The organism is Lactococcus sp. FSL W8-0209 (genome assembly GCF_038006585.1).
In the GTDB taxonomy this organism is placed as follows: Bacteria; Bacillota; Bacilli; order Lactobacillales; family Streptococcaceae; genus Lactococcus; species Lactococcus lactis.
On the sequence record NZ_JBBOVN010000001.1, the window covers coordinates 1,604,618 to 1,619,438 of the forward strand.

General features: G+C 34.0%; 12 protein-coding genes and 1 tRNA gene. 3 read left to right on the forward strand and 10 right to left on the reverse strand.

Features of this window, described 5'->3' with window-relative positions:
- Positions 1-41: 41 nt before the first annotated feature.
- Together carB and MKX45_RS07875 are read right to left on the reverse strand one after the other, a co-directional pair.
- Positions 42-3,236: a carbamoyl-phosphate synthase large subunit gene (gene carB, locus MKX45_RS07870; protein WP_128268079.1), complete on the reverse strand. Its 3,195-nt coding sequence runs from the start codon at positions 3,234-3,236 to the stop codon at positions 42-44.
- Between the two features lie 311 nt (positions 3,237-3,547).
- Positions 3,548-4,021, reverse strand: a complete 474-nt coding sequence (locus tag MKX45_RS07875; RefSeq protein WP_015426594.1) for a glutathione peroxidase — start codon at positions 4,019-4,021, stop codon at positions 3,548-3,550.
- A 182-nt stretch (positions 4,022-4,203) separates the two neighbouring features.
- Between MKX45_RS07875 and MKX45_RS07880 the strand changes: the two genes are divergently transcribed.
- Positions 4,204-4,833, forward strand: coding sequence for a glycoside hydrolase family 73 protein (locus MKX45_RS07880; RefSeq protein ID WP_012897981.1), 630 nt, complete (start codon positions 4,204-4,206; stop codon positions 4,831-4,833).
- Between the two features lie 42 nt (positions 4,834-4,875).
- Here MKX45_RS07880 and yoaB read toward each other — a convergent pair whose 3' ends face one another.
- Together yoaB and MKX45_RS07890 are read right to left on the reverse strand one after the other, a co-directional pair.
- The gene (yoaB, locus tag MKX45_RS07885) at positions 4,876-7,512 is read right to left on the reverse strand and encodes a cation-translocating P-type ATPase (protein ID WP_128268078.1); all 2,637 of its coding nucleotides are present in this window, start codon (positions 7,510-7,512) and stop codon (positions 4,876-4,878) included.
- Between the two features lie 258 nt (positions 7,513-7,770).
- Positions 7,771-8,493 (reverse strand): epoxyqueuosine reductase QueH, encoded by a 723-nt coding sequence (locus MKX45_RS07890; protein ID WP_042230432.1) that lies wholly within the window; start codon positions 8,491-8,493, stop codon positions 7,771-7,773.
- A gap of 445 nt (positions 8,494-8,938) precedes the next feature.
- Between MKX45_RS07890 and MKX45_RS07895 the strand changes: the two genes are divergently transcribed.
- A complete protein-coding gene (locus tag MKX45_RS07895) occupies positions 8,939-9,271 on the forward strand; it encodes a TMEM175 family protein (protein ID WP_340816989.1) in 333 nt (110 codons plus the stop codon).
- A gap of 402 nt (positions 9,272-9,673) precedes the next feature.
- A complete protein-coding gene (locus MKX45_RS07900) occupies positions 9,674-10,432 on the forward strand; it encodes a TraX family protein (protein WP_057720595.1) in 759 nt (252 codons plus the stop codon).
- 66 nt (positions 10,433-10,498) lie between these two features.
- On the opposite strand, the gene MKX45_RS07905 is transcribed toward MKX45_RS07900, so the two are convergent.
- From MKX45_RS07905 to MKX45_RS07930, 6 genes are all read right to left on the reverse strand, one after another.
- The gene (locus MKX45_RS07905) at positions 10,499-10,852 is read right to left on the reverse strand and encodes a DUF1304 domain-containing protein (RefSeq protein ID WP_057720594.1); all 354 of its coding nucleotides are present in this window, start codon (positions 10,850-10,852) and stop codon (positions 10,499-10,501) included.
- Between the two features lie 96 nt (positions 10,853-10,948).
- Positions 10,949-11,377 (reverse strand): universal stress protein, encoded by a 429-nt coding sequence (locus MKX45_RS07910; protein WP_003130484.1) that lies wholly within the window; start codon positions 11,375-11,377, stop codon positions 10,949-10,951.
- A 119-nt stretch (positions 11,378-11,496) separates the two neighbouring features.
- A complete protein-coding gene (locus MKX45_RS07915) occupies positions 11,497-11,658 on the reverse strand; it encodes a hypothetical protein (protein ID WP_163647155.1) in 162 nt (53 codons plus the stop codon).
- Positions 11,659-11,687: 29 nt separating this feature from the next.
- Positions 11,688-12,089: an arsenate reductase (thioredoxin) gene (arsC, locus tag MKX45_RS07920; protein ID WP_057720593.1), complete on the reverse strand. Its 402-nt coding sequence runs from the start codon at positions 12,087-12,089 to the stop codon at positions 11,688-11,690.
- Between the two features lie 196 nt (positions 12,090-12,285).
- A tRNA-Ser gene (locus tag MKX45_RS07925) sits at positions 12,286-12,375 on the reverse strand.
- Between the two features lie 1,249 nt (positions 12,376-13,624).
- Positions 13,625-14,182 (reverse strand): hypothetical protein, encoded by a 558-nt coding sequence (locus tag MKX45_RS07930; protein WP_057720592.1) that lies wholly within the window; start codon positions 14,180-14,182, stop codon positions 13,625-13,627.
- Between the last annotated feature and the right edge of the window lie 639 nt (positions 14,183-14,821).

Consider the following 14,821-nt stretch of genomic DNA (forward strand, 5'->3'; position numbering starts at 1 on the left):
TTTAAAAATAAAAAAAGCCCCGTTTGGGACTTCTTTATTTTTTAAATATTTTTAGTTGTAAAACTACGACTTTGCATTACTTTTAAAATTGCAGCAACAGTATCTAGTGATGTGAAAAGTGGAATACCGCGACTAATTGCTTCTTGACGAATACGGAAACCATCGGTAGCCGTTGTTAATGAGGCACGAGTATTTCCCATTGTGTTCACAACTGCTTGAACGCGTCCATGACGAATATCTTCAACTAATGTTCCTTCTTCATCTTCTCCACCAGCTAGTTTTTCAACTTCACGGACATAAAGTCCATTTTCCTTAAAGAATGCTGCAGTTCCTTGAGTTGCAACTAATGAATAACCTATTTCTGCGAAATCTTTAGCAAGTGCTAGCGTTTCTTCTTTATCTTCATCAGCAACTGTGAATAAGACCGAACCATAATCTGCCATGTGTAGTTTAGCGGCTTCAAATGATTTATAAAGTGCTTTTTCAAGGGTCATATCTGAACCCATTGCTTCACCTGTTGATTTCATTTCTGGACCAAGTAAGCTGTCAACTTTTGCTAGTTTTGTAAAGCTAAAGACTGGTGCTTTCACGTGAACCATATCAGGAGTTTCTGCTAAGCCTTCTGTGTAGCCTAAATCCTTCAAGTTTTTCCCTAAAATCATTTGTGTCGCCAATTGTGCCATTGGAATGTTTGTCACTTTAGATAAAAAGGGAACAGTCCGTGACGCGCGTGGATTTACCTCAATGACATAAACTTGTTCTTCAAAAATAACAAATTGAATATTCATCATTCCGATGCAGTTCAAACCAATTGCTAATCGTTTAGTGTAATCAACAATTGTATCAATAATTTCTTGTGAAAAAGTTTGTGGTGGATAGACAGCCATTGAGTCACCTGAGTGAACCCCTGCTCGTTCAATATGTTCCATAATTCCTGGAAGAAGAACTTCTGTGCCATCACAGATTGCATCGACTTCACATTCACGTCCTTGTAAATAAGAATCAACGAGTACTGGATGTTCAGGTGAAGCTTTTACCGCACGATTCATGTAATCACGCAGGTCTTTTTCATTATTAATGATTTCCATTGCTCGACCGCCCAAAACAAAAGATGGGCGAATAAGGACTGGATAACCAATTTTGTTGGCGTTAGCAACGGCTTCTTCTTCATTTGTTGCTGTAGCTCCTGGTGGTTGTGGAATCTCTAAATCTTGTAATGCTTTTTCAAATAAATCTCTGTCCTCAGCACGGTCTAAATCTTCAACTTGCGTTCCTAAAATTTTAACCCCAGCTTTAGAGAGAGGTTCCGCTAAATTGATAGCTGTTTGTCCTCCAAATTGAACAATCACACCTTCTGGTTGTTCTAAGTCAATGATATTCATCACATCTTCAAAAGTTAGTGGTTCAAAATAGAGCTTATCTGAAATTGAGAAATCTGTCGAAACGGTTTCTGGATTAGAGTTGATGACAATTGCTTCTTTTCCAAGGGCTTGAAGTGCTTTTACACAGTGAACTGTCGCATAATCAAATTCAACTCCTTGTCCAATTCGGATGGGACCTGAGCCGAGTACAATTATTTTCTCTTTGCTTGAACGTTTAGATTCATTTTCCCATTCATAAGTTGAATAGAAGTAAGGTGTTGAGCTTTCAAATTCAGCTGCGCAAGTATCAACCATTTTGTAAACTGGAATAATTTGATTTTCTTGTCTACGACGTCTTACTTCTTCTGGACTAACGTTCCATAATTTGGCAATCTGACGGTCAGAAAATCCATTTTTCTTAGCCATTTTTAAGAGTTCTGGTTCAAATATATTTACTTTTAATTGGTCTTCAATTTCGACGATATGGAGTAATTTATCAAGAAAGAAAATATCAATCTTGGTTAAATCAGCAATTTCTTCAATCGGAATTCCACGACGAATCGCTTCTGAAACATAGAAAAGTCGGTCATCTTGTGTTTTAACCATTTTTTCATAGAGGATTTCATCATCTGCTTCTTGTGCTTCTTGTAAATCATTATGAAAAACACCAATTTCAAGTGAGCGTACAGCTTTTAGAAGACTCTCTTCGATGTTACGTCCAATTGCCATGACTTCGCCTGTTGCTTTCATTTGTGTTCCTAGGTGGCGGTCACCATTTTCAAATTTATCAAATGGGAAGCGAGCGATTTTTGCTACAACGTAGTCAAGTGCTGGTTCAAACATGGCATAAGTTTTATTAGTGACTGGATTAATGATTTCATCTAGTGTCATCCCAATCGCAATTTTAGCAGACATTTTTGCAATTGGATATCCTGTTGCTTTAGAGGCTAAGGCTGATGAACGACTTACTCGTGGGTTAACTTCGATTACTCGATATTCATAAGAGTGTGGGTCAAGGGCAAGTTGAACATTACATCCCCCTTCAATTTTTAGGGCACGAATAATATTTAGTGAAGCGTCACGAAGCATTTGATATTCGTTATCTGAGAGCGTTTGGCTTGGTGCGAAAACGATTGAGTCACCTGTGTGAACTCCAACTGGGTCAAAATTTTCCATATTGCAGACAACAATCGCATTGTCAGCAGAATCACGCATAACTTCATATTCGATTTCTTTATAACCAGCAATTGATTCTTCAATTAGGCATTGTGTTACTGGAGAAAGTTTTAGTCCATTTGCCACAATCTCACGAAGTTCTTCTTCGGTATCACAAATTCCTCCACCTGTTCCACCCATGGTAAATGCTGGACGGACGATGATAGGATAACCAATTTTGTCAGCAATTTCAACTGCTTCATCAACCGTTGTTGCAATATCACTGGCACAGAGTGGCTCACCAATTCTTTCACATAATTCTTTAAAGAGCTCACGGTCTTCTGCTTGGTCAATGGCGCTTAATTTTGTTCCAAGAAGTTCAACATTAAGCTCTTCAAGAATTCCTGTTTTGGATAATTCCATTGCCATGTTAAGTCCTGTTTGTCCACCAAGTGTTGGCAATAAGGCATCAGGACGTTCCTTACGCAAAATTTTACTGACAAACTCTAAAGTAATTGGTTCAATATAGACAGTGTCAGCTATTTCTCTGTCAGTCATGATTGTTGCCGGATTTGAATTGACTAAAACAACTTCGTAGCCTTCTTCTTTAAGTGCAAGACAGGCTTGTGTTCCTGCATAATCAAATTCTGCGGCTTGACCAATAATGATTGGTCCAGAACCGATAATCATGATTTTTTTGATATCATTGCGTTTTGGCATTTGTTTTCTCCTTTGTAGTAAAGCATAACTTCGTTGCAAATGATTCACAACCCGCTTCGCTCCTTGCGCACTTTATTTTCAACATTAAAATGTCATAAATAAAGCAAAAACATCTGCCAGAAACCTAGCAGATGTGTCCTAAAATGCCTTAGCAACTTACTGACAGTTCTGTCAGTAACTTTTAAGGATAATATTTCTTGTTCACAACCTTGCTAGCCTCTCTGGACTAGATTAAAAGTTTTATTGTTTATTAGTTTAGCAAAATAATTGAGCTTTTACAAGTTTTAAAACACTTTTCCTTAAGAAATTAATTAAAGTAATTTTTGGATTTCTTCTTCCATTTCTTTAGGTTCCGTTTTTGGCGCAAAACGTTCAATAACATTTCCTTCTCGGTCAATTAAAAATTTTGTGAAATTCCATTTAATGGTCCCGCTAAGTGCCCCTTTTGCTTCTTTTTTCAAAAATTGATAAAGGGGATGTGCTTCTTTACCATTGACTTTAATTTTTTGAAACATGGGGAAAGTGACTCCATAATTTAACTGACAAAATTCATTGATCTCCGAATTTTCGCCAGCGTCTTGATTAGCAAATTGATTACAGGGAAAACCTAAAATTTCCAATCCTTGGTCTTTATAGTTTTCATACAACTTTTCAAGTCCTTCAAATTGCGGTGTAAAGCCACATTTACTTGCAGTGTTAACCACAATTACAACTTTGCCTTTAAAATCAGACATTGAAACAGTTTCGCCGTTCATTTTAACGGCACTAAAATCATAAAAATTCATTTGATTGCCTCCATGGCTTTTATTTAATTATTTATTGACAATACCGATTCTGTCAGTAAAAATTTATGGCTGTCAGTAAAATTTTACTGACAGAAATTTTATCGCTTACTTCTTAACTATTTTTAGTATAACAAATATTGATTTTTAAGCCAAGAACTTGAATTTTATGTTAAACTATTTTTATGAAATATAAAACTCGACGAAGAAAACCAAATCGACGTCAATCCTTGTTAAAACAGCTCATCTTTATTTTCCTAGTTATTTTAGGAATCTTAGTCTATAATAAAATTTTTAATAACCAAGCACAAAAGCCGTCTGAAGCACAACTTCAAGAAATTAATGAACATAAATTCATCAAAGAAATTGCTCCACTCGCTCAAAAATCACAAAAAGAAAGTCAGGTACTCGCTTCTATCACCATCGCTCAGGCCTGTCTTGAGTCTAATTTTGGCAAAAGCGAACTTGCAAGCAAATATCATAATCTTTTTGGTGTCAAAGCATCTGGTGATGTGCCAAAGGTTTCGCTTGCTACGCAAGAATATGAAAATGGTCAGTGGGTCACTGTCCAAGGTGTTTTCCGTGTTTATCCAAATTTTGCTGACTCAGTTTCGGCACACACCCAGCTTTTCCTTTACGGAACAACATGGAATTCTAAACAATATGCTTCGGTTCTTAGTGCAACTGATTATAAAACTGCTGCTAAAGCCGTTCAAAATTCTGGCTATGCAACAGACCCCACTTATGCTGACAAACTTATCAATATGATTGAAACTTATCATTTAAATCAATATGATAAAAGTTCAAGTATTTAAAAATCACTGACAGATTTTTGTCAGTGATTTTTTTTTAAAATTTTAATGTTTTTCAAAAACACCTTTAATTGACTTGAGAATTTCCATACAGATTACAGCAATTACGGCAAGCCCTGCTGCTACAATCCATTGAGACCAACCAAAAGCAGCTGGAATTGAGAAAATTTCTCTGAGGAATGGAAGAGTAGTCAAGCTGTATAAGGCAAGACAGAAAGTCACAGCCATCAAAACGTACTTATTCGTTGTAAAACCAAGTTTTAAAATATTTTGTGAATTTGAACGTGCAGCAAAAGTTTGCAAAGTACGTGCCAAAATCAAAGTTGTAAAGGCCATAGCCACACCCATTTCAGGTGATGTTTTTTGTCCAACATATTGTGAAATAATCGCCGCAATCCCAATCAATGAACCACGAATCAAAATAACCCGCATTAACCCATTGGCAAAGATTCCTTCATTTAACTGACGAGGAGCTTTTTCCATAACATCTGGTTCTGCTTTTTCCATCCCTAAGGCAATTGCTGGGACAGAGTCATTGACCAAGTTAATAAATAAAAGTTGCAAAGCAGTGAATGGATTGACCCAGCCCACGACCAAAGCAAAGACAATCGCAATAATCGCTCCTAAGTTTCCAGAGAAAAGGTAACTAATTGATTTTTTGATATTATCATAAACCACACGACCAATTGATACAGCAGAAACAATTGATACGAAATTATCATCAGTCAAAATCATACTTGACGCATCTTTTGCTACATCTGTTCCTGAACCCATTGCAATCCCAATATTAGCTTGTTTCAGGGCTGGAGCATCATTTACACCATCACCAGTCATCGCGGTTACTTGATGCTCATTTTGCCAAGCACGAACAATCCGAATTTTATTTTCAGGAGAAACACGAGCATAAACCGAAATCTTTTCTAAGTTTTCACGAAGTTCATCCTCAGTCAGTGCGTCAAGTTCTTGACCAGTGAGCGCCATATCTCCTTCGTTCATCAAACCAATATCTTTGGCAATGGCTTGTGCTGTCGTTTTGTGGTCACCCGTAATCATAATCGTTTTAATGCCGGCTTTTTTTGCTTCGACAATAGAATCATAAACAGCTTCACGAGGTGGGTCAATCATTGCTGACAGACCAATCAGAATCAAATCATTTTCGTCAGTAAGTGTGAGTTCAGTCTTATCATCACTGACAGGTTTGTAAGCATAAGCCAATACACGGAGCGCTTTTTGACTGAAAGCTTCATTTTGAGCTTGAAATTTCTCTTTCAATTCAGGAGTAAATTCTTGCACTTTTCCATCCAAGAAAACTTGATTACAGTGATTAAAGAGTACATCTGGGCCACCTTTAACAAAAATTGTTTTCTGACCTTCAAAATCATTAATTGTACTCATCAATTTACGTTCTGAATCAAATGGAAATTCAGCCAGACGTGGTGATTTTTCTCTTAAATCTTGATATGGATAGCCGATTTTGTCACTGTAAGCAATTAAAGCCACTTCAGTAGGGTCACCCAGTGCTTGACCTTCTTGTGAAAATGATGAATCATTACAAAGCACCATTGCATTAAGTAACAATTTTTGGTCTGCCTGTGTTAAATCTGTCAGTTCTTTACTGCCTTGCGTTGGCAAGAAAGAATCAACAACGGTCATTTTGTTTTGAGTCAAAGTTCCGGTTTTGTCAGTACAAATGACCGAAGTTGAACCCAATGTTTCTACAGCTGGCAAATTACGCATAATCGCATGCTGTTTTGCCATTTTATTTGTTCCAACAGATAAAACAATTGTAACAACTGATGAAAGAGCTTCAGGAATTGCAGCAACCGCAACTGCAACTGCAAACATGAATGAATCAAGAACAGCCTTTTGCATATCAGCCGTTTGATTTGTCGTAAAGAGTCTCAAAATTTGAACAGCAAAAATTAAAGCACAGAGCGCTAAAATTGCCCAACCTAATTGTTTACCAAATTTTTCCAATTTTTGTTGAAGTGGCGTTTGTTTAGCTTCCGCAGTTTCCAACATTTGAGCAATTTTACCAATCTCGGTTTGCTCAGCAATTGCTGTTACAAGAAAATCTGCTCGTCCATAAACAACAAGACTTGAACTGAAGACCATATTCTTGCGGTCACCAAGTGCAACTTCTCCCTCAATGACATCTGAAAATTTTTCAACCGGTTCAGACTCACCTGTCAGCATTCCTTCTTCGACACGTAAGTTTTGAACATCAATTAAACGTCCATCTGCTGGAATAAAATCACCGGCCTCAAGTGAAACAATATCGCCAACAACAAGCTCACGCGCAGGAATTGATGTTTTCTCTCCATTACGTAAAACTTTAGCTGAGGGTGCCGACATCTGTCTCAAAGCATCTAGAGAACTTTCTGCTCGTTTAGTTTGCACGACTGCGACCACTGAATTAATCATCAAAACAATGAAAATAACAAGTGATTCAACAAATTCTCCCAAGAAAAGTTGGACAAAAGCAACTAAAAGTAAGATGATAACCATTGGGTCTTTCAAAGTATCAATAAAAAGTTCCCAAGTTGAAGTTTTTTTCTTTTCTTTCAATTCATTGAAACCATCTTTAGCTTGACGATTTTCAACTTCTTTTGGGCTCAAACCTTCGAATTGACTTTTAGTTTTCTCTAAAACTTCATTGACGGATTGATTGTAAGGCTGCATAATGATTCTCCTTTATTTCTAACAGATATCATGAGAGGTTTTACAAAAAAAGACCTCTGCCAGATATCAAAACTGGCAAAGGTCTTGCTAAACATACATAAGTATGTCAACAAAGCCGGTGAGAATCTCACGAATTGACGACTTTGTTTCGGTCTTACCGACGCTACTCCCCTTTGGAATATTTAAGTTACCCTCATTTTATTAAAAATGGGCTCTTTTGTCAAGTTATTTTCTTATTTTTTAAATACAAATCTATGATTATGATTGATTTCTAATAAATTTAATAGCTTCTCGATTCTGTTCTTTTAAATCAATCCCTTGTGCTTTAGCGGCAAAAATACATCCACAATAACATTGACGATAAACATCGTATTCTTTACACATCTCTACCGAACGTTTATAGCCGTTATTCTTCTTAAAATCACTTGGAAGATAATTCACATCATAAATCTTTTGAATATCAAGACCAATTTCATTAATTAATTGGCTATTCTTCTTTGGTGATAAAGTCAAAGCACTACCAAAATAATCAAAACCAAGTTCTAAAGCTTTCTCAGCAACTATATCCAATCGCATTTCAAAACAAGAGGTGCAACGTTTTCCACCCTCAGGTTCATTTTCTAAATGTTTTTGACGAACCATTTGTAAAAAGACATTTGGTTCATATTCGGCAGCAATAAATTGAACATTATTTCCTGTCCGTTCATTAAAATCGTTTACAAATTGTTCTTGAACCATTTTTCTTCTTGTATATTCAGTTGACGGATGAATATTTGAATTAGCGAAATAAATCGTCACATCAGCTGATTTTGTCAAATATTCTAAAGAATAAGTGCTACAGGGAGCGCAACAGCTATGAAGTAAAATTTTAGGACGAACAGAATCTCTTTCCCAACTTTCCCGAACTTTTTGAAAAACACGATCATAATTTATTTTTTGATTAGGATTCATTTTTTCAATGATATTTAAACTATTTTCCATCATTACATCCTTATATTCTCTCTATTTCTGTCAATTATTATATCACATTTTGAAATAAAAAATGACCTCTTTCAAGAGGCCACTATTGGTTATTATATCTGTTAAATCAAATTCTTGGAAATTTGAAAAATCTAAGAGATATTGGATAAGATAATTCTACATATTTTCGAGTTTGCTTTCAATACCATTTATTGGTAACTTTTGTTAATCACAAAAATAATCTACTCACTAAAATAACTAATTTTTCTTCTCTCTAAACTTTTCCAATGAAATACTTGCAAATGGTGGAAGTGGAACAGTGGGACTTTATCAAGTTTTGCCAGACGGGTCTTTCTATCTAGTCACTCGTGATTCAACTAACAACACCTATATAAGATATCAATAAAAAGCTAATAAGCTCTTTCTATAACAGAGTTTATTAGCTTTTTTTGCTATAATTATAAGTATGAATAAAAGCAGAATAGAGGCGCTTACTGACGGAATATTTGCCGTAGTAATGACCCTAACAGTTTTAGAATTTAAAGTTCCAGAAGATGGAAATCTTTTTTCACCAAATGTATTACTTATGCTCCTTATTTATATCACTACTTTTGTTGCCCTTGCTTCCATTTGGAACTCACTGCACCATGTAATGACATTTATCAAATCAAATAAAGTTGATGAGTTAATTCTCTGGTCTAATCATTGGATTCTACTTATTGTTTGTCTCTTTCCCTTTTCAACTGTTGCACACGCAGAACATCCAAACTCTTTGACTGCAAGTTTAGCCTATGTTTAACCTATTTAATTCCTTGGATTAGTTTGATTGTTTTCAGTCAAATAATTTATAAACAATACAATGGGAGTGCTACTCTTCGAAAGAGAAATCTGGAAAGAATTAAAATCTTTCTAGTCTTTTTACTACCTGGAGCTCTGATATCACTTGTTTGGTTGTACGCTCTGCCAATAGTGACTATTTTAATGGCAATAAATTGGGGAAGACATAGCAATTTTGATTAAGCGTCTAAACAACGCTTTTTTATTACCGTTTTGCGATTTATAGATTTCTTGACTCCAAACAATTTATTTCTGAAATATAAATGAGTATTTCCTCAAAACTGACCTTACATAAATGTAAGTTATACCTTTTATTTTCCATATTAAAATAGATAAGTAAAATATATTTTTGTGAGGTACTTTTTTGAAACAACGTTTTGGTTTATCTGGCTATCAACTTAAAATAATAGCAATCATATTCATGCTACTTGACCATATTTACCTAGAAGTTCTTCTAGGACTTCCTGGGATACCCGATTTTTCTATCTTAGATATGACATCCCGATTCGTCTCCCCTCTCTTCTTTTTTCTAATGATTGAAGGGTTCTTTTATACCCGAAGTCGAAAAAAATATCTAACACGCCTTCTAGTTGCTGGAGCAGTCATGGCTCTCGGAAATTTAGTCATACATTATCTCATGAATGTCTCCATAAGCTTTTTTACCATCCTTAATCCAAATATCTTTCTGAGTTTAGCCTGTGGTTTTGGTGCTGTATGGCTCCTTGATACTATTATAGAAAAGAAGAAAATATTGCTGATTTTTCCGCTCATTTTCGTTTCAGCTCTCTCAATATTTACTGAAGCAAGTTTAGTTGCTCTAATCCTTCCATATTTAATGTACGCATCACGTAAAAGTGGAAAAGATTGGATTCTTTATATTGGTACACTACTTTTATCAATCTTATTTCTTCTACAGGCCTTTTCTTTTGAGACTTCCATGTCGCTTTGGCAAAGTATTTCTCTTAACCCAGAATTCCTAATCATCACCGTTCTTCCTTTTATTTACCTATACAATGGCAAAAAGGGTGGTCGCTCTTCAGCCTTTGAAAAATATTTTTTCTATGGTTTTTATCCAATTCATATCTGGATTTTATTTATTATTGGTCACTTACTAAACCATTAAATAAATTTGAAATAAAAAAACGCTAATCGCAGCGCTTTTTTATCCTTAAAGAAGTTAATTTTAGGTTCAAAGCGATAGCAAAAGAATTATTAAAGTTACAAGTGCCGGTAAAGCTTGAACAAATAATATTTTTTTCGTCACTGTCAAAGCACCATAGATTCCAACTAAGGTGACAAAAAGCATCGCAATAATAAAAACGGAAGTAGCTGCATTCATTATGGCTAGTACTATAATCATCAAACCAAAACCAAGATTATAAATCCCTTGATTGGAGAGCGCAACCTGCAATGTCTTATTTTTTAATTCAGATTCATCAAAACCAAAAGCGTCAGCTTGTAACTTTGTTCCTCCAAACATCTCAATAAATCCAAACAATAAATGCTCTATTCCTACAATAATTATTAAAATAAGTGATATCATAAATTTCTCCTCAACTAGATTATATCAGTATAAATTAGATATAAAAAATAAAAAGAACTATCACTAATGATAGGCCTTTTTATTATAAACTGATTCTTATCCTTGAACGATAGTTACACCACAAGGTGCATGATTGACAACATAATTCGTCGTAGATCCTGCAAGTAATCTATCAAACGCTCCTGCTCCTGTTGCCCCCATGACAATTAAATCAATATCGTTTTCCTTAGCATATTGAACAATTTCTCGTTTTGGAGAACCCGATAAAATTTGCGTTTTGAATTTAGATTCTGCTGGAATAATAGAGCCTACTTTGAGTAAAATATCATTTGCCAACTTATCCAATCCTGGAGTCTCAACAATACCGTAGTTAGCAATGCCATAATATCGCACTAAATCTTTAACGGTCAATACAATTAACTCCGCTTCAGACCATTGCGCTAACATCACTCCTTCTCGAACCGCATTATAAGCTTGGTCAGAACCATCGACAGGAACTAATATTTTTTTATACTGTTTCGCCATAATAATACCTCCACCTATTCTTATAATTTTATTATAATACTATCACTAACAAAATGAAAGCGATAAACATTATATAATAAATGAAAATAAAAAGCTGACCGAAATCAGTTAAAACTTATTTATTTTTTATATGCTTTAAGTTCTTCTTCTTTAAAATACAATTGTTGACTTCCGTTAAACCTAACTAAGATTCCTGCTTTATTTTCAGCGATTACTGTACCGATAATTCCTTTATATCTTGTATCTGGTAAATTTACTAATTGTCCGATTTTATACTTCATTTTTACTCCTTTTTAATAGATAAAATAAATCATTTTTCAATCATTTTAACTTGTCCTTTTATTAAATCTCTTGTTTTTCTAAACTCAGCCAAAATTTCTGATTCTGTCCCTGTCGCACGAGCAGGGTCTTGTAAGTCCCAGTGTTCGTGATTAACTCCTTTAGGAATCATCGGACATTTATCAAGAGCATCTCCACATAAAGTAATTATCAAATCACATTCATTAAAATAATCTAAATCAATTAGCTCAGATTTCTGAGAAGAAATATCTATTCCCTCTTCTGCCATTACTTTAACTGCACGGGGGTTTAAACCATGCATTTCTATCCCTGCGGACCGAACCTCCCACCCTTCCAAAATTTTATGCCCATAACCTTCGGCAATTTGAGAACGACAAGAGTTACCTGTACAAAGAAAATATACTTTTTTCATAATAATGCTCCACTTATTTTTATTAACATATTATATAATAATTTATATTTTTTCTCTTAGTTGACTATTCCACCTTTCAACGATGAGAAGTTGAGGGACAGTAATAACATGAAAAAACCACCATTGGTGGGCCATATAAAGAAATCTTCAAATAGGAAGATGATGAATAAGACAACCAATATACATTGGCTGCCTAAGGAGGATGTGGGGTTCGAACCCACGCACGCTCTTACACGCCTGACGGTTTTCAAGACCGTTCCCTTCAGCCAGGCTTGGGTAATCCTCCATTGATTGATAAAGTATATCATTAAGGAATACTATCATTAGTTAATAATAGGTAATAGTAATAGGTAATAATATTAGTGATAAAATATTTTTAGTTTAATAAAGCTAGTCGAGTTAGTTTTATTGTTACTCATTTACAGGGCTCTCATTCTTAGCAAGTTTGAGTCTTTTGTTAGCTTTTGTTAACGACAAGATATTTTATCTAGTGTTATAATAATCATGGCCAAAGAAAACTATTTTATTGACCATATTTGCTATTTACACATTATCTTTTTATAATCAGAATCCGGCCAATTTTGAAATAATTTCTTCTACTATTTTGTTGTCTAGTAGAGGTTTTTTATTTTCTTCATCAATATATTGTGAACTAAATTTATATTTTGATGACTAGTATTTGAATTTCCCTATCCTTCTTATAATTCCAATTATTTTGTAATCACAATGCTTAAAAAATCTCAATCAATAAATTAGAAACAGTGTCTAAGAACATGCATCGTATCATACTAATTTTATGAAACTTATTATTCGTTTAAGCTAGAATTGATAGAATTATAATGTACCATTCTAAAATATAGAAATCATGATTTATTTTTAACTTAAAAGATCTGGTACACATCAATTCCACTAGTTTTTAAAATTCTAGCGGTTTTTCTTATAAAAAAGCGTCTAAAGTGATAGACGACTGGAATAAATTCATTACACACTTCTTTTCTTAATGAATAATAAAAAGACGTCTAATAAATTTAAACGTCTTGCTACACACTGAAATATCTTATAGAATAAAAAACTTATAGAATAAATTACTTTATAAGACAGAAATTGGTGCATAGATAATTCAATTATATGAAGTTGTATAGATATTTTCAAGTAAAATGGTCGATTATAAAAATAAAAATGGCAGCAGATGACTGACATTATATTTATAGTTTTAGTTTTATTTAGATTAAATCAAACTTTGTAAGTAGAACTTTATCTGTTCATTTTTACTTATTTATCGTTGTTTTAATATGAATTAGTGTATTTCATAGGTAACACGGAATAAACTGCACAGAAATATTGGTGAAGTACAGCAGCTATATTTGATTATAGCAAGTATAATCCCAATTATTCTCATACTTTTTGTTTACACGATGATATCTAATAAATCGCTAGATAACTTATCTTGCACAATCATTTGTATATTAGTTATTGCTTTCGCCACATTGTTATAAAAAAATAAAATAAAACCCTGACCGAAGTCAGGGTTATTTTTAATAATTCGGTTCAGAATATGCGTTAAATGCGATACCCTCATTTTTCCATCCGGCTTTTATTAGATAATTTCTCTCATAAGAACTCATTGTAAAGTGATGCGAACCTACTTTTGCATTTGGATTATATAAGCGGTAAACAGGTACACCAGTATTGGCCTTAGCAACTGGGAATGTAAAGTTTTCCCCATCATTGCTCCAGCCAACCGAAACAAGGCTCATGACTTCAAAATTACTTGTTGTATAATGATGATCTCCTGCATTTGGATTATATAAACGTTGTACAATTGGATAGCCACTATATGGAGGTTTGACCTGAGAAGCATAAAATGCGACTCCTTCAGCTTTCCATCCCTCTTTCTCTAAAACAACTATTTCCCAACCAGAAGGCGTGAGTAAGTGTTCACCTGTGTTAGGATTGTAAATTCTAAAAATTCTAGTATCAAATTTTTCTTCGGAAGGCTGTTGTGCTGTATCAGCGGAAACTTGATGTGCATTAATAACCCCTCCTGTTATCAATGCCATTGCTGCTAAAATTACTAAACCAATTTTTTTCATAATATCCTCCTAGATATTCTCCTAGACATCACATTTATATATATTAAACAAGAATCCTCAAATATATTGTGTGTCTTTTAATAATTCAACGATTAGAGTATATCACTTTAAGCTAAACATTACAAAAATAAACCAATTTCGTAACCAAGACAATACAACAACTAAAAATGCGTACATAAAAAGCGCCATAGGTGGTGATTGAAAGTATTTATTAAAGAATTTCTTTTGGAAAAAATTATTTAAAAAGTTTTTTTATTAAATGAATAATAAAAAAAGTACCTGGGCTAGAGGTACTTAAGAATGAATCTATAAAAAGATTTTTTTACTATAATTATTATACCTTTTTTAAGCTCATTACTGAAATAAATTTTTTACAAAAGGAGAATGCTCAGAGGACAGGTATTAGTTTATCAATAGATTTTATTTGCTATAAAAAGCACTAAGCTCATAAGAACCAAACTAATATCACGATAAAAACTATACTCGTTATTTTTATCGTGATATTTTCCATTTGTTTTAATTCATCAAATTTCAGTTTAAGATATTCAAAGTAAAAGAGATTAAACCTATCAGAATTGACGCATTTAGACACATTCATGCTAGCTTCCTTTTTGATTCAGGTATGACTTTTAAACAAGT

What these genes read in the sequence shown, in the direction of transcription:
- carB (WP_128268079.1), bottom strand. Translation starts at nt 3,236, where the DNA reads ATGCCAAAACGCAATGATATCAAAAAAATCATGATTATCGGTTCTGGA.
- MKX45_RS07875 (WP_015426594.1), bottom strand. Translation starts at nt 4,021, where the DNA reads ATGAATTTTTATGATTTTAGTGCCGTTAAAATGAACGGCGAAACTGTT.
- MKX45_RS07880 (WP_012897981.1), top strand. Translation starts at nt 4,204, where the DNA reads ATGAAATATAAAACTCGACGAAGAAAACCAAATCGACGTCAATCCTTG.
- yoaB (WP_128268078.1), bottom strand. Translation starts at nt 7,512, where the DNA reads ATGCAGCCTTACAATCAATCCGTCAATGAAGTTTTAGAGAAAACTAAA.
- MKX45_RS07890 (WP_042230432.1), bottom strand. Translation starts at nt 8,493, where the DNA reads ATGGAAAATAGTTTAAATATCATTGAAAAAATGAATCCTAATCAAAAA.
- MKX45_RS07895 (WP_340816989.1), top strand. Translation starts at nt 8,939, where the DNA reads ATGAATAAAAGCAGAATAGAGGCGCTTACTGACGGAATATTTGCCGTA.
- MKX45_RS07905 (WP_057720594.1), bottom strand. Translation starts at nt 10,852, where the DNA reads ATGATATCACTTATTTTAATAATTATTGTAGGAATAGAGCATTTATTG.
- MKX45_RS07910 (WP_003130484.1), bottom strand. Translation starts at nt 11,377, where the DNA reads ATGGCGAAACAGTATAAAAAAATATTAGTTCCTGTCGATGGTTCTGAC.
- MKX45_RS07915 (WP_163647155.1), bottom strand. Translation starts at nt 11,658, where the DNA reads ATGAAGTATAAAATCGGACAATTAGTAAATTTACCAGATACAAGATAT.
- arsC (WP_057720593.1), bottom strand. Translation starts at nt 12,089, where the DNA reads ATGAAAAAAGTATATTTTCTTTGTACAGGTAACTCTTGTCGTTCTCAA.
- MKX45_RS07930 (WP_057720592.1), bottom strand. Translation starts at nt 14,182, where the DNA reads ATGAAAAAAATTGGTTTAGTAATTTTAGCAGCAATGGCATTGATAACA.